Genomic DNA, 19,613 nt, shown 5'->3' with positions numbered 1-19,613 from the left:
TTCAAGGCAGATCGCTAAACAGGATTAATATCCGGGCGTTCGTCTTCACTCTCCGCCACGGACCGGGCGACCTCAAGCGTACTGTCCGTCACTTTTGCGGTCGTCATTTCTTCAATTGTCAGCCAGTGGATGGAGGCAGCGTCGTCTCCTGCCACTTCCTGACCTGAAACTTCGTTGGCCCGGAACACAGACAGGTAATAGCTCTTGGCATAAGCCTTGCCCTCAAGCGCCAGATCCACGGTGATGACGTGGGACAGGGCCTTTGCATCGAGCGCTGTTTCTTCCTTGAGTTCGCGGATCGCGGCCTGTTCCGGGGTTTCACCCGGTTCAATGCTGCCGCCCGGAAAGGCGAGCCAGCCTTTCCATGGTTCTTTCCCGCGCTCCACCAGCAGAAAGCGCCGCTCGCGCCGGCAGATCAGCGAAACACCATGAACTTTCGCAGGAATTGGAAGTACGGGAACTGTTTTCATCATGTTCGAGCTTTTCGTTTTCAAGCGCATCTCGCTCCGAAAACCGTTTCACGCTTTTCGGGATGCGCTCTGGGTCCTGACCCTAGCTATGATTGGCTGGACACTCGTTGGCAATGGAAAACCACCCTTGACCGCTTGGCAAAAAGCTTGAACATGCCCCTCATGTGTGGACGTTTTTCATTGACTGCAAGCCGGGAAGAACTGGAAGCCTTCGCGGCGGCATTGATCGCGGAGGATTTTCCTCCACGATATAATATCGCGCCGACGCAGCCCATTCTAACCATTGTCGGCGGCGAAACGCCACCGCCGGGGAGCAACAGGCCGGATCGCGTCGGATTGCTGGTGCGTTGGGGATTTGTGCCGTCATGGGTCAAGGACCCGAGCGACTGGCCGCTGATGTTCAATATCCGCTCGGAAACCGCTGCGGAGAAGAATTCGTTCCGAGCCGCCCTCAATCATCGACGCGCCCTGATCCCGGCATCGGGCTTTTACGAATGGCGTCGCGAGGGGAAGAACAAGGCTCAGGCTTACTGGGTGCGCCCGCGAAAGGGCGGCATTGTTGCTTTCGGTGGCTTGATCGAGACATGGAGCAGCGCCGACGGCTCGCAGATCGATACCGGAGGCATACTGACGACGGCCGCAAACGACCTGTTGCGCCCCATCCATGAAAGGATGCCGGTTGTTGTGCAGCCGGAAGATTTCGCCCGCTGGCTGGACTGCAAGCGCTTCCTCCCCCGCGAAGTGGCGGATATAATGCGCCCGGTTCAGGATGATTTCTTTGAAGCGATTCCCGTATCGGACAAGGTCAATAAGGTGGCCAACACGACGCCCGACTTGCAGGAGCGTGTGGAGGAACAGGTTCCCTCGGAGAATGCAAAGTCGAGGCGGAAGAGCAAGCCCGAATCCGATGACGGTGATGGCGGCCAGCTTTCGATGTTCTGATCATATCGCCAGTGTCCCGCACTGGCGCTGTTTCTATGAATCCGCTGTCTCTTCTCGTCGCGCCCGCTGAGGCTCGGCGCTGAACGATATCAGACTTTTCAGCCGGTCTTCTTGACGGAGAGAATGGAGCGACGGCGATTGTCGTTACGACCGTCGGTCGTGCGCCGCGTTGCGTTCAGCAATGCTGCAACAAGCACGGCAGGCCCGATCTCGCGATATTTATCAACCAGTCGGTCTTGGCGGGGTTGCAGTTCATTCTTAGACATTGGTCCTTCCTTTCGATAATGCCTGTTCACCATTTTGTGATCGATTGAGACCGAATGAAGGCTGTTTGGAGCCGGTTTTGGGGTTTTCCGGTTGATGCTGTGGAGGATGTATATGTGTTGCAAATCCGCAACATTTGCGGCGATCTGGCCAAACTATCAGGCTGGTCGCGAAAGTTCTTGACGGAAGCACCCCTCTTGAGGATAAGTGCTGGCATGAAAACGCTGACCACGATCATTTGTATCTGTGCGATTATTATTGGCTAGCAGCTTGCTGGCCCGGCCGTTTTCGTCTCCCTTCATAAAAATTGGATGATAACGCCCCGGCCAGTTGGCTGCAGTCAGTCGCGCACTGATTTCACAGGTCTTTTGGGGAATATTTACAATGGCTTATGCGCCGCAACTGCGTCTGTACAACACGCTGACCCGCACCAAGGAGGAGTTTTCTCCCCTCGATGCCGACAATGTGCGCATGTATGTCTGCGGTCCCACCGTTTATGATTTCGCGCATATTGGCAATGCGCGGCCGGTGATTGTTTTCGACGTGCTGTTCCGCCTGCTGCGTCATGTTTATGGCGCGGATCACGTGACCTATGCGCGCAACATTACGGACGTCGATGACAAGATCAACGCCCGCGCCGCGCGCGATTATCCTGACCTGCCGTTCAACGAAGCCATTCGCCGGGTGACGGAAAGCACCAATGCGCAGTTTCAGGTAGACGTGACGGCGCTTGGCAATCTGGCGCCGAGCGTTCAGCCGCGCGCGACCGAGCATATGGACGAAATGCGCGCCATGATCGATCGCCTGGTGAAGCTCGGCGTGGCTTATGTGGCCGAGGATCACGTCCTCTTCTCGCCGTCTGCCATGAACGAGCGGAAGGGGCCGCGCTATGGCGCGCTTGCCCGCCGCTCGCTGGACGAGATGCTGGCAGGCGCCCGCGTCGACGTTGCCTCCTACAAGCGGGACGAAATGGATTTCGTTCTGTGGAAGCCGTCGAAGGAAGGCGAGCCGGGCTGGCCATCTCCCGCAGGAATCACGGCGTTGGGCCGTCCGGGCTGGCATATCGAATGCTCGGCCATGTCGATGGCCAAGCTGCTTGAGCCGTTCGGCGGTGGCCTGAAATGCGATGATCCGCTGAAAAACCAGTTCGACATTCATGGCGGCGGCATCGATCTCGTCTTTCCGCATCATGAGAACGAAATCGCACAATCATGCTGCGCATTCGGCACCGAGCGGATGGCAAGCATCTGGATGCATAACGGCTTCTTGCAGGTCGAAGGGCAGAAGATGGCGAAATCGCTCGGCAATTTCATCACCATTCGCGATGTGCTGAATGAGGGCTTGCCGCAACTGGGCGTCTGGGATGACGTCGATGCACGTGATCGCTGGGTCGGTCTGGCCGCACGCCTGTCGATGTTGCAGACGCATTATCGCGAGCCGATCAACTGGACGGCGCAGCGTCTGGTGGAATCCGCCGAGGAGCTGCATCGCTGGTATGGCCTGCTGCGCGACAGGAATTTCGCGGTGCCGGAAACGCTGACCGCAGTCGGCGAGGTGGTGGAGGCTCTGTCCGACGATTTGAACAGCTGGACGGCGATCACGGCTTTGCGCAAGGCTTTCAAGGCGCGTGATGTTGCCGGATTGGGCGAGGGCATGGCGCTGCTGGGCCTGTTCGATCCGCATTTCGTAACGGCTGAAGATATTCCGGTCTTTGCCAAGGCAGAGGTGGATAGCGAAGCTGTCGAAGCCCGGATTGCGGAGCGTCTGCGCTTTATCAATGAGAAGAACTGGGCCGAGGCTGATCGCATTCGCGATGAACTGCTTGGCGAAGGTGTGCAACTCAAGGATGGCAAGGACCCGGAAACGGGCGAGCGCATCACGACATGGGATGTGGTAGGTTAGCCAAAGTCCGGATCAAGGGGAGGACGAGATGACGCTTGATAACAAACCGATCTATACTGGCGGCTGCCAGTGCGGTGCGGTGCGCTTTCGCGTCGATGGCGCGCTGGGGTCCGCATCGATCTGCAATTGCCGCATGTGCCAGAAGGCGTTCGGCAATTTTTATGCGCCGCTGGTGTCCGTGGGAGAAGCGAAGCTGGAATGGACACGCAACGAGCCGAAGCGCTTCCGCTCGTCCAATCACGTGCGGCGTGGCTTCTGTCCTGAATGCGGCACGCCGCTTACCTATGAAGCGCCTGATGGTATCGCGCTTGCCATCGGCGCTTTCGATGCACCGGAGGAGATAGAGCCGACCATCCAATGGGGGATCGAGAAGCAACTCCCCTATGTGCCGAAGCTCGCAAATCTTCCCGGCTATCCAACGGAACGCGATCCAGAGAGCATCGAACTTGTCAGATCGCTGATTTCCTACCAGCATCCCGATTACGACACCGAAAACTGGCCGCAACAGCAAGGTTGATCGAACCGCATACCCACCCACAGGCAGGCAAGAATGGCACGCGAGCGCATCTATATCTACGACACCACGCTAAGAGACGGGCAGCAAACGCCCGGCATCGATTTTTCCGTGGAGGACAAGAAGTCGATCGTCGCGCTGCTGGAAGAGCTTGGCGTCGATTATGTGGAAGGCGGATATCCGGGTGCCAACCCGACCGATACGGCGTTTTTCAAGCGCCGTCAGACTGCTCGCGCCAAATTTGCCGCTTTCGGCATGACGAAGCGCGCAGGCGTTTCGGCGTCCAACGATCCCGGCCTTTCCAGCCTGTTGCAGGCCTCCGCCGATGCGGTTTGCTTTGTTGCCAAGAGCTGGGACTATCATGTTCGGCTCGCGCTCGGCTGCACCAATGAGGAAAACCTCGAGTCCATCACGGCCTCGGTCACTGCTGCACGCATGGCAGGGCGGGAAGCGCTGGTCGATTGCGAGCATTTCTTCGATGGATATAAGGCCAATCCCGAATATGCGCTTGCTTGTGCCAAGGCGGCCTATTCCGCAGGTGCGCGCTGGGTCGTTCTCTGCGATACGAATGGCGGCACACAGCCGTCCGAAGTCGCCGAAATCATCGCTGCCGTTACGGCTGTGGTTCCGGGCGAAAGCCTTGGCATCCACGCCCATAACGACACGGAACAGGCGGTTGCCGTTTCGCTTGCGGCCATCGATGCCGGCGTGCGTCATGTGCAGGGGACGCTCAACGGTATCGGCGAGCGCTGCGGCAATGCTAACCTCGTTTCGCTGATCCCGACCCTTGCGCTGAAACCCTATTGGTCCGAACGCTTTGAACTGGGGATCAAGCCTGCTGCGCTGAAAGGCATCACACGCATTTCACGCGCCTTCGATGACATCCTGAATCGCGCACCGGCGGAGCAGGCACCCTATACCGGCACCTCCGCTTTCGCGACCAAGGCCGGAATTCATGCCTCCGCGCTGCTCAAGGAGCCACAGACCTACGAACATATTCCGCCGGAATCGGTCGGCAACAGCCGCCGTGTCATGGTGTCGGATCAGGGCGGAAAATCCAATTTCATTGCCGAGCTGGAGCGCCGGGGCATTCGCGTTGCGAAAGACGATGTGCGCCTTGATACGCTGATTGCGCTGGTCAAGGAGCGCGAGGCGGAAGGTTATGCCTATGAGGGCGCGGATGCGAGCTTCGAGCTTCTGGCCCGCAACATGCTGACGCCACAGCCCGAATTCTTCAAGGTCGACTCCTTTCGTTGCCTTGTCGAGCGACGTTTCGATGCCAACGGCATGTTGAAGACCGTTTCGGAAGCCGTGGTCAAGGTGGAGGTCGATGGCGAGGTTCGCATGTCGGTGGCTGAAGGACACGGCCCCGTCAACGCGCTCGATATTGCATTGCGCAAGGATCTGGGGCGCTTTCAGGCCGAGATCGAGGATCTTGAACTGGTCGATTTCAAGGTGCGTATCCTCAATGGAGGAACGGCTGCTATCACGCGCGTCCTGATCGAATCCGGCGACGCGACCGGCGCTCGCTGGCGCACGGTCGGCGTGTCGGACAATATCATCGATGCATCCTTCCAGGCGCTGATGGATTCGGTCAATTACAAGCTGATGAAAAACCGCTCGCTGGCCGGGCTGGCCGCTGCCGAGTAAACTCATCCGTTCACGAAGATTGATGTTTGGATCAGTATAATTGAATGGATTTTATGAATTGTTGAGCGCATAGCGGTTCCATATTGATCCGCCTGCCAATTGCATTGGGCGGACCGTTTTTCGCCCGAGGAGAGAGGCATGTCCGATCAGACCATCACCGATACGCGCCTTTCCGATGGGGCACGCGGATTTCTGATGGCTCTTGGAGCATATGGGCTCTGGGGTGCCTTGCCATTCTATCTCAAGGCGCTCGGTCATATCCCGGCGATGGAAGTGGTCTCACATCGCGTGATATGGTCGGTTCCGGTTGCCCTGTTGCTGCTCCTCGCACTGGGGCAGTTCGGGGATATTCTCAATGCCGTGCGCCGGCCGCGCATGCTGGCCATGGCGGCTTTGACCGCCGCACTTATCACCGCCAACTGGTCGATCTATGTCTGGGCTGTTGCGCATGATCAGGTGATGGGCGCGGCGCTTGGCTACTATATCAATCCGCTGTTCAACGTCGTTCTTGGCGGGCTATTTCTTGGCGAACGTCTGACGAAGGTCCAGTATGTTGCCGTTGGATTTGCGTTTGCCGCAGTGCTTTTGCTGACTATCAATGCCGGTGGCCTGCCATGGGTATCCCTGGCCTTGCCGATCACATTTGGTCTTTACGGGTTCTTCCGTAAATCACTGCCTATGGCGCCGTTGCAGGGCTTCACGCTCGAAGTGCTGATACTGTGCATTCCGGCGCTCGGCTATGTGTTCTGGCTGGCGGCAAATGGTCAGGACCATTTCTCGACCGGACCGGCCTTTAATGTGACGATGCTGCTTCTGGCGGGACCTTTCACGGCCATCCCGCTGATCCTCTATGCTGGCGGCGCGAAACTGCTTCGTTATACGACTATCGGTCTCATGCAATATATGACGCCGACGATGCTGTTCTTCTTCGCCATCTTCATTTTCCACGAGCCGTTTTCGGCCGCGCAGCTCGGTGCCTTCGCGCTGATATGGGCGGGGTTGGCGCTCTATACCTGGTCGATGCTGATCGAACATCGCCGGGGGCGTGCGAAGGCCTGATCTTCACAATTCGCTAAATGTGTTCTCGTCCGGTGGATATCGCCGCCGCGAGCCTTATTTTAGCCGCTCTCTCTACCGCTTATCCGCCAACAATCCAGCGGTAGAGAACTGTTAGAATGGTCTTTGGGTCAGCCCAATCAAGCGCCCCAACAAGCGAAACGCAGGCTGCTGCCACGGCGGAGCGTGAGCTTGCAGCCTTCGGCGCGATCTTGAAGGGCGAGCCGCTTTCTTCCCAAAGCCTGAAGCCATTCCGGCAGGTCCGTTTTTCCCTGCATACGCATCTGCGGTTCTGTCTGGCGCTGTTGGCCGCCGCCTCCATCGCCGGTGGAGGGCTGCTGTTTGCAACGAGGCTGCTGGTGCGCCATGGTCACGCCGCACAACCCGTCATGGTCAATCCGGCAACCCTGGTTCACAGCCACGCCGCACCGAAAGAGGCGCGCCTGACGCCCGCAGGGGGCAGCGATTCCGCCAGTTCCGTATCGCGACGTATCGATATCGCCGAAGGTGTCGAGGACGGTGATGCGCGTCTCTACACCTACCAGCATGTGGTTCTCGACTTGAAAGGCCAGAACCGGGACCGGATCGATGATACGCTGCGCGGCGGTATTTCTGTTCGGAAATCCCCGTCGAAACGGCCTGAGGAAGCACTGGAGCGCGGCGTGCCGATCAATGTCAGCCTCGCCAAACCGGCCACGGGTACCGATGCAAGGGTTCACGAGATCATCGTTGCGCCGCAGTCGCGTGAGCGGTTGGGGGCGTTGCTGCAAGCGGCTGGCATCGCAGCAGGGGATAGCAGGCGTCTTGAGGAGGCTCTGGCGCGAACGGAGCTGGTTCCGGGCGACAATCTCGAGCTGCTGGTCGACAAGTCCAGGCAACTGGCGGATGGAGAGCAGCATATCGCGCTTGCCCGCTTCGTGCATGGCGATATCGATAAGGCGATTTATGGACGAGCTGACGACGGCGTTTTTCGCGCCACGGGCGATGAACGGCTTTTTGCCCGTTTGTCACGCGATGCGATGCTGACGGCCTATCGCCCGCAAAAGGCGCCGGACAGCAGCGGCTCCATTCCGTCCCGGCTGGAGCAGGCAGGCGCGCCGGAGGGAATCGTTGGCGAGGTCGAGAAACTGGCCGCCCAGAACGGCATTTCGTTGGACGGCGCAGGAAAGCCCGAACTGATCGACTTGCTGTTCCGAGGGAGCGACGAGACGGAACCGGAACTGGTTTTTGTCGAGTTCACGATAGACGGGAAAAGCCGCCGCCTTTATCGGCATAAGGGCGACGGAGGTACGGGGTACTTTAACGAGGACGGCTCGTCCATGGCGAAATTCCTCATGCCAAAGCCTTTGCCGAATGGCCGTCTCAACGATGGTTTCGGCTGGCGCGTTCATCCCGTTCTGCATGTGCGCAAACATCACAATGGCGTCGATTATGACGCGCCGACCGGCTCGCCCATCGTTGCGGCAGGCGATGGCGTGGTGGAACTGATCTCGTATCAGAAAGGATATGGCAAATATGTCCGTATCCGCCATCAGGGCGGCTATAGCACGACCTATGCGCATCTTTCATCGGCCAGAAAGGGCTTGAGGGTCGGCGAAAAGGTCAAGCAGGGAGAGGTGATCGCCTATGTCGGTTCGACCGGCTACTCGACCGGCCCGCATCTTTATTACGAGCTCAAGGTCGGCGATCAGTATGTCGACCCGCTGAAAGCGCGTCTCAATGCAGGCGAAAAACTGACAGGTCCTTCCCTGAATAGCTTCCGCGAAGAAATCGACCGTGTAGGGCAGATCGTCAACGAAATGAAACTGCCCGTCATGCCTGCTGTGCCCGAAACCACAAAGTCAGCTTCGGGTAAAAGCAGCCGTCACCACTGATTACTTTGACGGTCGATAGGCATTCGCCAGCGCGACAAATTCCTCGACGCTGAGCGTTTCGGCGCGGCGTGTTCCGTCAATGCCTGTCTTTTCAAGGAGTTCGGCCCCGCCAACCGGTTTCAGGCTCTGACGCAGCATTTTGCGACGCTGCCCGAAAGCGGCTTGCGTAATCTGCCCAAGCGCGTTTGCATCGCAGGGCAGCGGATCTTCACGCGGGATGATATGCACGACCGACGACATGACTTTGGGCGGGGGTGTAAACGCCTGCGGCGGCACGTCGAAGCTGATTTTGGAAACGGTTCTCCATCCCGCTAGCACACCCAGACGCCCATAGTGATCGCTACCGGGCGTTGCGACGATGCGTTCGGCAACCTCGCGCTGGAACATCAACGTCATGGACGAATAGAAGGGCGGCCACGGTTCGACCAGCAGCCAGTTGAGCAGAAGCTGTGTGCCGACATTATAAGGCAAGTTGGCGACAATGCGCGGCTTGGGCCCGTCTGGAAACAGGGCTGAAAAATCCTGTTCCAGAGCGTCGCCTGAGATGATGCGCAGGCGACCCGGATAATGCGCTTCTATTTCGGCAAGTGCTTCAAGGCACCGTTCGTCGCGCTCGATTGCCGTGACATAAGCGCCCTGCGCCAGAAGCGCGCGGGTCAGACCGCCGGGGCCAGGACCGACTTCAATAACGGGCTGGTCTTGCAGATTGCCTGCCTGGCGCGCAATTTTCGAGGTCAGATTGAGATCGAAGAGAAAATTCTGGCCGAGCGATTTCTTCGGCATCAGGTCATGCCGTTCTATCACTTCACGCAACGGAGGAAGATTATCTATGCTCATAGTCAACCGTTCGCCGCGTTTTCTGCCAGTTGCCGCGCCAGGCGAACCGCAGCCACGAGGCTGTCCGGACGGGCGATGCCCTTGCCCGCAATATCGAAAGCGGTGCCGTGATCGGGTGATGTGCGAATGAAAGGGAGGCCCAGTGTTACATTCACCGTTTCGTCAAAGGCCAGCGCTTTGGCAGGAATGAGCGCCTGATCGTGATACATGCAGATTGCGGCATCATAAGTTGCGCGGGCAGGTGCATGAAACATGGTATCGGCAGGTAAGGGGCCGCATGCATCGATGCCTTCCGCACACAGTGCCTCGATTGCAGGCAGGATGATGGCGTCATCCTCCTTGCCCATGGCTCCGCCTTCGCCAGCATGCGGGTTGAGCCCGGATATGGCCAGTCGCGGGGAATGAATGCCGAAGCGCAGTTTCAGTTCGGCGGCGGTAATCCGAGAAATTTCGATGATATCCGCCGTGTTCAGTCGGACGGGAACTTCGGAAAGCGGAATATGAATGGTGACTGGAACAGCGCGAAGCTGCGGACCTGCCAGCATCATGACTGGCGTTACCGGCTTGTCCGTATGTTTGCTTGCAAGTTCCGCCAGAAATTCCGTATGGCCGGGATGCTGGAACCCCGCTTCATAAAGCGGCTTTTTGGAAATCGGGCAGGTGACGACCGCTGAAGCTTCACCTTTCAGCGTGAATTCAACCGCCCGCTCAATAGCTTCGATAATGCCCGCAGCGTTTTCCGGCAAAGGCTTGCCCACACTGTCCGTCAGCTTGTTGTTGAGCGGAAGCACCGGCAATGCATATGCAAAAACGTTGGTTGCGGCAGAAATGACGGGGATGACCTCAATCTCGACTTCGAGCCCAAGATGTCGCGCACGTGCGGCCAGTTGCAGCGGATCTGCCAGCAAGGCGAAAGGCGGCAACGAAAGCTCGTCGCGCCGCAGCCACGCCGCAAGCGCAACATCCGGACCTATGCCGGACGGGTCGCCAATGCTCATGGCGAGAGGGGGAAGAGGAGCAGCGGACATCGCGTCAATACACCAATGAATGCGGATGAAACCGTCCGGTGCGCATTCCGAAAAGCAGGAACCGGCTTTCGGAAAAAGTCGCGACCAAACCAAACAGCAAAAGCGCGGATCTGCTCAATCAGATCGAAGCGCGCCCTGATCGTTAGCGATTAATGATTTTCGCCTTCTCGCGCAGTTCCGCCAGATATTTCTCACTGAGCTGTTCGGCCTTCTTTTCCTGTCCGGAAGCGGAATCCGCCCCCTCCATGGAGAAAACCAATTGGGCAACGCGATCGTCGGAGACCTGCCGGGTTGAGCAGACAGCCAGGAATTCAACACCCTTTTCGGTTTCCTGTGGCGGCGTGGTGCCACCGACCGAAGTGGATTTGACTGCTTTCGACCATTCGTTCGGCAATTGCTGTTCGATGATGCGGCCAAGATCGCGAACGGTCACGTCAAGAATGCCTTTGGCTTGCTGACGAGTCGCATCGCAGTTCTGGAAGCGCGAGCGGAGCGCGTTTGCTTCCTGCTTGCGCTTGCCGAGAAGGGCGGGGGAGCGCTTCGATGCCGGCACCACGAAAATGACCTGCTGGAGGCGATATTCGGTCGCCACAGGCTTCTTGCCGCCATCCTTCAACATGCGCTGAACGGCTTCCTGTTCGCTGATCATGCCGGTGGCACGGAACCGGGCGCTGACAAGGCGGCCCCAGCCCATTTGCACCATGATGTACTTCTTGAAATGATCCGGCGTAACGCCCGACTGATTCATCAACTGGTTGAGTTGCGCCAGGCTCATCTTGTTGCGTGTGGCAAAACCAGCATAGGCTTCGTCAACTTGCTGATCTGAAATGTTGATGCCGCGCGATTTCATTTCGATGCGCTTCAACATTTCGTCGGTCAGCTCTTGCTTGGCGACTTGGGCGAGATTGCCGCCCTTGCGCTGCAATTTCAGAAAGGCCATGCGATGCTGAATATCGCTATTGGTAATGGCATTACCGGAAACGATGACCTTGACCTCAGACCCTGCGCCGGCTGCGAAGGCCGGAACTGCAACCGTCCCAAACGTCGTCAGACAGACTGCGGCGCCCAGCATGGAGGCGAAGAGAGGTCTTGCAATCATCATCTTTCTTTCCCGATTCCTTCCGGTGGACGAACGACAATCCTTACCGGACATATCTCATCATGGTCATTGTCGCTATCCAGCCGAGCAAAAAACCATATCAGCGGCTGATCATAAGCTGCCTGTATAGATGAGCTAGTGCGGCGAAACAATGACCCAAAAGTTATTTTGCGAAGCTTGCATCGCTCTGAATACTGCAAAAAGGAAGCCGGTTTAAGCTCGGAAGCACAAATTTCTTTGTCGAATGAAATGGAAAGACCGGAAGCATTTCCAACGCTTCCGGTCTTCCAAGTTTAGAATGTCTGGTTACCGCTGCCTATATCACCCAATGTGCGCAGCGAAATGTTGAATCCGACGCTATGCGATGGCTTGTCGTCGCCCGGATTGCGGGTTTGGACATAAGCCATGGAGTAGGTGAAGCACTCGTCGTCATAGGCAAGGCCCGACGATGCGCGGACCAGCGTTTCGGAAACCAGATCATAGGTACCGGAGCCGAAGACGCGCCAGTTCGTATTGATGCGTGCTGTGGCCGAACCCGTGACTTCCTGACGGAGATCATTATATCCGTAAGCAGGCTGAGGCGCGATATAGGCATATTGTGCCGAAACCGTCAGTTTCTGCCAGCTCTGCTGGGCTTCAAGTTCGCCGCGACGAACCGAGAAGCTGTCCTTGTCGAAGCGTCCGCGAGCAGCGAGGGCAAGACCCGTCGAGTTGGACGTGCCGATCATGGCCACGTAATCGGACCGTGCATTCTGAAGGCCGGAATCTGCACCGACATTCAGGAAATCAGTCGTGCCAAACGAGTTCACGCCGCCTAACTGGAACGACTGGCCGCCGAGGGCATAAAGGGCCCAATCGCTATTGTTGAAGTTGCCCGAATAGCGCAGGCCGAGATTGGCGCGGGTGCCGCCTTCAACACGGTCATAACCGGAGAACTTGTCGCGCGAGAACAAATTAGTCGCGTCGAAGACGAAGCTCTGGGCGTCTTCATTCGGCAACTCGCCCGCATAGCGCTCGTTATTGCGGATATAAAGCTGCGCAATCGGCTCGAGGATATGAGTAGAGCTGGTGCTCGAGAACAGGATTGGCCAGCGCAGTTCAAGTCCGGCGGTCGCCATGGCGCGCAACGCTTCCGAACGCACGACCGCATCCGTATAGCCAGCATCTGCCAGATTGAAGTTCGTGCTGTTCCCAATCGCATCGCCGCGCAGCGCCAGCAACGGTGTGATGACCAGACCGGCAGGCGTGATGAATGTGCGCTTCCATTCCGCTTCGGTGGTCAGGCGCGCATTGGTGCCGTCAAATCCCGGAACGCGGGGATATGGATTAGGTTGCTGAACCCAACGACCATTTTCCAGAACGTTAATAAACTTTCCAGCATAGTTCGCATTCTGACGATAGAGAACCTGCAGATTGGTGTTGAAATTCAACTCGCCGCCGTAGACCGGCTCCGGCAATGTGTAGGAATAATCGAGGCTTGGGAAAACCCAAGGCTGTTTCGAATGCATTTCGTTCGGATTATCCGCGAGAAGGGATTCCTGCACATTGAAGCGATAGAAGTTCAGGTCGAAATAATTACGGTTGTTAATGCCCGTAAGATATATTTTCGAAACTTGGGTCTCCGCGCCATAACCATCAAGGCTGTAGGTGCGGCTGAAGTTGCGGTCGGTCTGTGCCATCACATCCCAGCCAAAACGCCAGCGCGAATTGAGTTCGAAATCACCTTTCGAGGCGACCATGCCGCGATTGTCTTCGTAACGGTCTACAGAAGCCGCATCGAATTTTTCCGGCTTCATCTGGTGAATGCCGGCAATGCGAAGATTGTAGGTGCCGTTTTCAAGACGATGGCGCCATTCCGCTTCGGTGAGGAAGCCCTGCTTGGTATAGCCGGTCGTGGACAGCGTCAGGTCGTAATTCGGGGCGAGTGCCCAGAAATATGAATTCTTGATGCCGATGCCGAGATCGTCCTTGTAGGAGAAGCCCGGAAACAGGAAACCGCTCTTGCGCTTCACGGTGGGGTCGGCCATTTCGAATGCCGGGAACCAGGCAAGCGGCATGCCGAAGAATTCAAAGCGGCCTTGTTCGAAGCGGACTGTCTTGGTCGTGCTGTTCCAGATGATCTTGCGGGCCTTGATCTGCCAGAGAACAGGCTTGTCCGGATTTTTCGCGCAAGGTTCGCAGGCCGTATAGACGCCGTTATTGAACGTCGTGATCTCGCCATTGCTGCGTTCAGCGCTTTCAGCAGCGAAACGCGTGTTATCCGTGGTCTCGACGCGCAGGCCGTTTACGAAGCCGTCGCGGAAACTGTCGGTGACATCCATATGGTCGGAGTAGATCTTGTTGCCATCGCGCTCGACGATTTCAACATTGCCCGTCGCGGTCATGCGCCGCGTCTGCTGGTTGTAGGTTACCTTGTCGGCGACAAGATGATTGCCGTCATATTCGATGCGCACCTTGCCCTGAGCGGTGACGGTGTTCACATCGCGATCATAGACGAGCTCGTCGGCTTGCAGGAGCATGCGCGCATTTGGATCGCTTTGGTAATTGGCGCCAATAGCGTCCTGTGCCAATGCGGGTGAGGGCAGGGCTGCAACAGATACAAAAGGTAAAGCAAGGACGCACGCCAAGGCAGTCCCGTGCGCGAGGCGCGAGAGTGAATGGGGCAATACCATGCGGGCGTTACTCAAACCCACTAACCATCCTCCTTATGCAACAAAAAGGAGACACCAAAGAATGTCGCAATAATAACCGGAACCCAGGCGGCCACGAATGGCGGAACGAATCCCGCATTCCCGAATGCCTTCACCAGCACCGAAACGACATAAAGCATGAAGCCTGCGATAACGCCACCCAGAATCATAGCTCCTGACTGACCAAATCGCACAAATTTCAACGACACTGTTGCAGCAATGAGAGTCATTGCCATCAGCAATGCCGGCAAAGCCAGAAGTGACTGGTATTGCATGTCAAATGCGTTTGCGGAGTAGCCGAAGGAACGCGCGACTTCGATCTTGTGGCGCAACTGTGTGAAGGGAATCGTGTCCGGAGTCGCGAGCTTCTCTTCCACATATTCCGGACGCAGCTGCGTCTCGATCTGGAAGCTCGCCATTTTCTGAGGCTCTTCGCCGCGCGCGAATCGCGTCACGTCGGTAAGCTCCCAGTGGCCGTCCTCAAGTTGAGCTCTGCGCGCGTCGTAGCGTTCCTTGATATTCTTCTTTTCATCAAACTGAATGAATGTCGCGTCGGCGAGCGTCGCGCCCTGATTCAGAATGCTTTTTGCGCCGATAATGGTTTCGCCTGCATCGGTCTTCTGGCGCAGCCACGGATCGCGCAGCGCGGAAACATCAGTTACCTTGCCGGTCTTCCATGTCGATGCGATTTCATCGGCCTTGGCGAAGCCGTAGGCGGCGAACGGATTGAGAATGAAGATGGTCGCCAGGCCGAACAGGAAGGCGCCGAAACAGGCGGGCAGAAGAAACTGCCAGGCCGACACGCCGACGGAACGGGCGATCACCAACTCGTATTTTCTGTTGAGTGAAATGAGCGTCGCCATTGCCGAGAACAGGGCAACGAACGGGATCATCTCCTGCATGATGAAGGGTACGCGCATGGCGGAAAGGCCGAGCGCCGCCCATACCGAATATTCCGGCAGATTGGAAAGCTTGCTGGCATTCTCGGTAAAATCGAGCAGCAATGCCAATGCAAAAATGCCGAGCAGAAAATAGAGTGTGATCTGCACGTAGCGGATGAAGAAATAGCGCCCGAGCGTCCAGCCGATCATGCCTTTCCTCCGGCATTATTGCGCAAACGTCCGGTGAGGCGGGCATAGAGGGCCGAGCCCCGGCGTCTCAAACTGTCGAAACTGTCGAGTATGCGGTCGTTCCATTTGTCCGGCAGGCCGATCCGCCGCCCGGTGGCGAGCGCGAAGCCCGTCACAAGGATGACCGCAAGCGGGACGAGATACATGACGGCGATATATCCTGCATCCTTGTCGGCTCGGTCTGAGGCGAAATAGCCCGCCCAATAGACGAGAAGGGCGGTGCTGATCGCTGAAAAGGACGCGGATACACGGGCCTCGCGATGCGAGCGGGAATCGCCTGCAAAGGCCAGCGCAATCATCGCAAAGACAACAGGATAGAGCCATTGCGTCAGTCGCCGGTGCAATTCGGCCTTATAGCGCAGCGGACGCGTCTGGAGGATCGGATCGTTCGGGTCCGGGTTCAGCAAATAGGAAAGCGGGCGGTCCTTCGCATAGATGACGAAATCATCGCCCGCCGAGGCAAACTGGCTAAGGTCGAACGCATAGGAATTGAACTTGATGATCGAAACCGTGCCATCCGACACATCGCGGCGCTGCACTTCGCCATTCTGCATTAAAAGCATGTCGCCGGTCGGCGTCGAAGCGATCGCGCCATCGGCGGCATAATAGATGAGGTCAAGTGACGGATCGCGGGAATCGGCGATGAAAAGCCCGCCGATGCTGCCATCGGCGCGTCGTTCCGCGACCTGAATGTAGAGATTGTCGGCAAGCTTGCGGAAATTGCCTTCCTGAACGATGACATTCATGAGGTCGGCGCTCGCATTGGCAATCATGGCGCGCATGTTCATGCGCGCATAGGGATCGACGTAATTGGCGACCAAAAACGAGACGACGGAAATGACGGCAGCGAGAATCAGGATCGGGCGCATAACCGCGCTGCGCGGTGCGCCGGACGCATTGATGACGACCAGCTCGGAATCCTGGTTCATGGTGGACAGGGTCTGCGTGATGGCGATGATCAGCGCAAACGGCATCACGAGCGGGATGGCCGAGGGAATCAACAGCGAACTGAACTGAACGATCGTCTGGAAGGTCTGGCCGCTTGTGGTCAGAAAGTCGATGCGCTGGAGCACCTGCACGGTCCAGGTGATCCCGACCGCAGCGCCCAGCACTGCGAGGAACATGATCGCCACCCGGCGCAGGATGTACAACTCAATCAATCGCATAGGTGGAGTCTACATCCCGGTTCCGTTGAAGGAGCGCGCATCCGAAAGAGGCTGCGGCACTCGTGACAATGACTAAACTTAATGACGCTTGGCTAAGATTGACCCAATAAACGCGGTTAACAGATTACTAAAACCTTCACGAAGATGCCAGCTCCCGTGTTCCTGTTATTGGGCCCCGTTAATGAGCGATGAACCGGCTCAAGGCAACCAGTTTTTGCATGGAGCGGATAAGACTGGCTTGCAAGTGTGTCTTGCACGGCTTTCCTCAGGCTAAAACTGGAACAATCTCGGTTCCACTCTTGCTGTTTCGCCATATTCGTCTCACATGAGTGGGGAAAAGTCGCGGCACAATCGTGTCATTCCTCAATCGGCACCAAGTCTGGAGTTGTCATGTCTAAACGTCCTTCGATCTCTTTCAGCGATTTTGCAGCACCGGAAAAAGGCGTGTCCATCGTCCTCGTCGCCAAGGGCGGCGGCTTTGCCGATGAGGCGGCTGCGGCTGCGGGCGGTGCGGAAAAGATCAGGCGCATTGTCGAGATTTCAGGATTTACAGGAGCTTTGGGCAAGACGGCTGAAGCAATTGAGACGACTTCCAGCGGTGTCGACAAGATTGTGCTGGTGGGCGTCGGCGAGCCCGGCAAGCTTGGCAACGACGACTGGCTGAAGATCGGCGGCGCTGCATTTGCACGAATCGGCAAGGCGGAACGCGCAACCGTGACGCTCGCATTGCCTGAAACCACCATCGCCGGGGACGAAGCCGCCGATCTGGCATTGGGCATGATTCTGCGCTCCTACAAGTTCGAGCGCTACAAGACGCGCAAGAACGATGAGGAAAATGGTGATCCCAAACACGCGGCCAAGATCAGCATCTGCGTCGCGGATCCGCATACGGCAAAGCGGGCCTTTGAAGTTGCCGAAGCGGTGGCGGACGGCGTTATCCAGGCGCGCAATCTCGTGAATGAGCCTGCGAATATCCTCGGCCCTGTCGAGTTTGCACAGGAAGCTGAAAAGCTCGAGAAGCTCGGCGTGAAGGTCGAGGTGCTGGGCGAGAAGGAAATGAAGAAGCTCGGCATGGGCGCACTTCTAGGCGTGGCGCAGGGTTCTGTCCGCCCGCCGCGATTGGTCGTCATGGAATGGCAGGGCGCCAAGAGCAAGGAAAAGCCGGTTGCCTTCGTCGGCAAGGGCGTGGTGTTTGATACGGGCGGCATCTCCATCAAGCCTGCCGCTGGCATGGAAGACATGAAGGGCGACATGGGCGGCGCGGCAGCCGTCACCGGGCTGATGCGCGCGCTGGCCGGGCGCAAGGCAAAGGTCAATGCCATCGGCGTTATCGGCCTTGTGGAAAACATGCCGGATGGCAATGCCCAGCGTCCGGGCGACATCGTTACCTCCATGTCCGGGCAGACAATTGAAGTCATAAACACCGATGCCGAAGGCCGTCTCGTCCTCGCCGATGCGCTGCACTATACGAATGATCGTTTCAAGCCCCGCTTCATCATCAATCTGGCTACGCTTACGGGTGCGGTCATGGTCGCGCTCGGCCAGTATCACGCCGGACTGTTCTCCAATGACGATGAGCTTGCGGACCAGCTTTACGATGCGGGTCAGGCAACGGGTGAAAAGCTGTGGCGCCTGCCGCTCGGCACTGAATACGACAAGATGATCGATTCAAAATTCGCTGATATGAAGAACAGCGCTGGCCGTTATGGCGGTTCCATCACCGCGGCACAGTTCCTCAAGCGCTTTGTCGGTGAGACCCCTTGGGCGCATCTCGACGTTGCCGGAACGGCCATGGGCTCGCCCGCAAACGAATATAGCCAGACCTGGGCTTCGGGCTATGGCGTTCGCCTGCTGGACCGCCTTGTCCGGGATCATTTTGAAAGCTAAAATCTTTTCCTGAACAAAGGGATGGGTGGAGAAGCGGAATCAATTTCTCCGCCCGTCTCGCGAAACGGGTAATGCATGGCGGAAATCCTCTTCTACCATTTGACGGAATCGACGCTCGATGAGGCTTTGCCCGGCTTGGTCGAGCGCTCGCTCGGGCGCGGCTGGCGTGTGACGATCCAGACCGTCAGCGAGGAAAGACGCGACGCGCTGGACGGCCTGCTCTGGACCTTTTCCGACACTTCTTTCGTAGCGCATGGCACCGACAAGGAGCCTCATCCGGAACACCAGCCGGTCCTGCTCACCACCAGTGAAGCCAATCCGAACGGTGCGACTGTGCGTTTTCTCGTCGAAGGCGCTGGGCTGGAAAGGGCGGAAGCATATGAACGCCTCGTCGTCATGTTCGACGGGCATGATCAGGAACAGCTTGATATTGCCCGGGCACAATGGAAGAGCTTCAAGGCAGGAAGCCACGATTTGACCTATTGGCAGCAAACGCCGGATCGCCGCTGGGAGCGCAAGGCATAATGAGGGCGCTATTCATTTCGATGATCGTCGCCGGTTTTGGTCTTGCTATCGGCTATCCGTGGTATATGCGCCATTTCACGGGCAGCGAGATTGGCCGCTGGACCATGCTCGAAAACCGCCAGAGCGGCTTCAAGATACAGGAAGTCAGGCTGTCGGCGGCTGAGGGGCCGGTGCGCGTGTTCATCGATGCAACGCCTCTGCCGGGCTATGTGCCTGCCGAACGGCGTTCGGCGGTGACGCTGGCTGTCAGCCGCGACGGGATGCCTGTTCTTTCGCAGGGGCTCGATTTTGCCTCGACCACTGGCTCCATCAATACGGACCGCCCGCAAGACGGCAGCGTTCTGCGCCAGAGTGCCGGGGACATCGATCCGGTTATTCCAGGACTGTATGCATTTCGTCTGGTGCAGGGAAATACGGACGGGCTTCAGATTTCAAAAGCCGATCTGGTGTTGAGGCGCGGGGCGGAAACGCCCGATGAGGTCTATACGACCATCGGACTGATCCTCGGCGCATTCGGTCTTTATGCATTGATGCGCACGCGCCTGCGTCCCCAGAGCTGATTGATACGATGTTTGGCCG

The 19,613-nt window shown here is 57.5% G+C and carries 17 protein-coding genes; 9 read left to right on the top strand and 8 right to left on the bottom strand.

Annotation, left to right across the window (positions count from 1 at the left end; translation table 11 throughout):
• Window positions 1-14: 14 nt before the first annotated feature.
• On the bottom strand, window positions 15-470 hold the full coding sequence (locus tag F9K78_RS17475) for an NUDIX hydrolase (protein ID WP_176024247.1): 456 nt from the start codon (window positions 468-470) through the stop codon (window positions 15-17).
• A 162-nt stretch (window positions 471-632) separates the two neighbouring features.
• Between F9K78_RS17475 and F9K78_RS17470 the strand changes: the two genes are divergently transcribed.
• Window positions 633-1,412 (top strand): SOS response-associated peptidase, encoded by a 780-nt coding sequence (locus F9K78_RS17470; protein WP_151682527.1) that lies wholly within the window; start codon window positions 633-635, stop codon window positions 1,410-1,412.
• Between the two features lie 98 nt (window positions 1,413-1,510).
• On the opposite strand, the gene F9K78_RS17465 is transcribed toward F9K78_RS17470, so the two are convergent.
• Window positions 1,511-1,678 carry a hydrolase gene (locus tag F9K78_RS17465; protein ID WP_151682498.1) on the bottom strand — a complete coding sequence of 56 codons (168 nt, stop codon included), beginning with the start codon at window positions 1,676-1,678 and terminating at the stop codon, window positions 1,511-1,513.
• A gap of 382 nt (window positions 1,679-2,060) precedes the next feature.
• On the opposite strand from F9K78_RS17465, the gene cysS reads away from it, so the two are divergent.
• The 5 genes from cysS (at window position 2,061) to F9K78_RS17435 (ending at window position 8,672) form a co-directional block, all read left to right on the top strand.
• On the top strand, window positions 2,061-3,578 hold the full coding sequence (gene cysS / locus F9K78_RS17455; protein WP_151682496.1) for a cysteine--tRNA ligase: 1,518 nt from the start codon (window positions 2,061-2,063) through the stop codon (window positions 3,576-3,578).
• Between the two features lie 28 nt (window positions 3,579-3,606).
• Entirely contained in the window at window positions 3,607-4,095 is a 489-nt protein-coding gene (locus F9K78_RS17450) for a GFA family protein (RefSeq protein WP_151682495.1), read from the top strand.
• A gap of 33 nt (window positions 4,096-4,128) precedes the next feature.
• Entirely contained in the window at window positions 4,129-5,742 is a 1,614-nt protein-coding gene (gene cimA / locus F9K78_RS17445; RefSeq protein ID WP_151682494.1) for a citramalate synthase, read from the top strand.
• Between the two features lie 138 nt (window positions 5,743-5,880).
• Window positions 5,881-6,801, top strand: coding sequence for an EamA family transporter RarD (rarD, locus tag F9K78_RS17440; protein WP_151682493.1), 921 nt, complete (start codon window positions 5,881-5,883; stop codon window positions 6,799-6,801).
• A gap of 116 nt (window positions 6,802-6,917) precedes the next feature.
• The gene (locus F9K78_RS17435) at window positions 6,918-8,672 is read left to right on the top strand and encodes a M23 family metallopeptidase (protein ID WP_151682492.1); all 1,755 of its coding nucleotides are present in this window, start codon (window positions 6,918-6,920) and stop codon (window positions 8,670-8,672) included.
• Here F9K78_RS17435 and rsmA read toward each other — a convergent pair whose 3' ends face one another.
• The 6 genes from rsmA to lptF form a co-directional block, all read right to left on the bottom strand.
• On the bottom strand, window positions 8,673-9,509 hold the full coding sequence (gene rsmA, locus F9K78_RS17430; RefSeq protein WP_151682491.1) for a 16S rRNA (adenine(1518)-N(6)/adenine(1519)-N(6))-dimethyltransferase RsmA: 837 nt from the start codon (window positions 9,507-9,509) through the stop codon (window positions 8,673-8,675). It abuts the gene before it with no gap.
• 2 nt (window positions 9,510-9,511) lie between these two features.
• Window positions 9,512-10,537 (bottom strand): 4-hydroxythreonine-4-phosphate dehydrogenase PdxA, encoded by a 1,026-nt coding sequence (gene pdxA / locus F9K78_RS17425; RefSeq protein ID WP_151682490.1) that lies wholly within the window; start codon window positions 10,535-10,537, stop codon window positions 9,512-9,514.
• Between the two features lie 142 nt (window positions 10,538-10,679).
• Window positions 10,680-11,639 (bottom strand): peptidylprolyl isomerase, encoded by a 960-nt coding sequence (locus tag F9K78_RS17420; protein ID WP_151682489.1) that lies wholly within the window; start codon window positions 11,637-11,639, stop codon window positions 10,680-10,682.
• A 290-nt stretch (window positions 11,640-11,929) separates the two neighbouring features.
• Window positions 11,930-14,308, bottom strand: a complete 2,379-nt coding sequence (locus tag F9K78_RS17415; protein WP_151682526.1) for an LPS-assembly protein LptD — start codon at window positions 14,306-14,308, stop codon at window positions 11,930-11,932.
• Between the two features lie 20 nt (window positions 14,309-14,328).
• A complete protein-coding gene (gene lptG / locus F9K78_RS17410) occupies window positions 14,329-15,417 on the bottom strand; it encodes an LPS export ABC transporter permease LptG (RefSeq protein ID WP_151682488.1) in 1,089 nt (362 codons plus the stop codon).
• Window positions 15,414-16,622 (bottom strand): LPS export ABC transporter permease LptF, encoded by a 1,209-nt coding sequence (gene lptF / locus F9K78_RS17405; protein WP_151682487.1) that lies wholly within the window; start codon window positions 16,620-16,622, stop codon window positions 15,414-15,416. The genes lptG and lptF overlap by 4 nt, the downstream gene beginning before the upstream one ends.
• 390 nt (window positions 16,623-17,012) lie before the next feature.
• On the opposite strand from lptF, the gene F9K78_RS17400 reads away from it, so the two are divergent.
• The 3 genes from F9K78_RS17400 (at window position 17,013) to bspB (ending at window position 19,594) form a co-directional block, all read left to right on the top strand.
• Window positions 17,013-18,509 (top strand): leucyl aminopeptidase, encoded by a 1,497-nt coding sequence (locus F9K78_RS17400; protein ID WP_151682486.1) that lies wholly within the window; start codon window positions 17,013-17,015, stop codon window positions 18,507-18,509.
• A 75-nt stretch (window positions 18,510-18,584) separates the two neighbouring features.
• Window positions 18,585-19,034: a DNA polymerase III subunit chi gene (locus F9K78_RS17395; protein WP_121982750.1), complete on the top strand. Its 450-nt coding sequence runs from the start codon at window positions 18,585-18,587 to the stop codon at window positions 19,032-19,034.
• Window positions 19,034-19,594: a type IV secretion system effector BspB gene (gene bspB, locus F9K78_RS17390; RefSeq protein ID WP_151682485.1), complete on the top strand. Its 561-nt coding sequence runs from the start codon at window positions 19,034-19,036 to the stop codon at window positions 19,592-19,594. The genes F9K78_RS17395 and bspB overlap by 1 nt, the downstream gene beginning before the upstream one ends.
• Window positions 19,595-19,613 lie beyond the last annotated feature (19 nt).

Origin of the sequence: Brucella pseudintermedia (assembly GCF_008932435.1) — a bacterium.
GTDB classification, from domain to species: Bacteria; Pseudomonadota; Alphaproteobacteria; order Rhizobiales; family Rhizobiaceae; genus Brucella; species Brucella pseudintermedia.
This window is presented reverse-complemented; position numbering and strand designations above follow the sequence as displayed.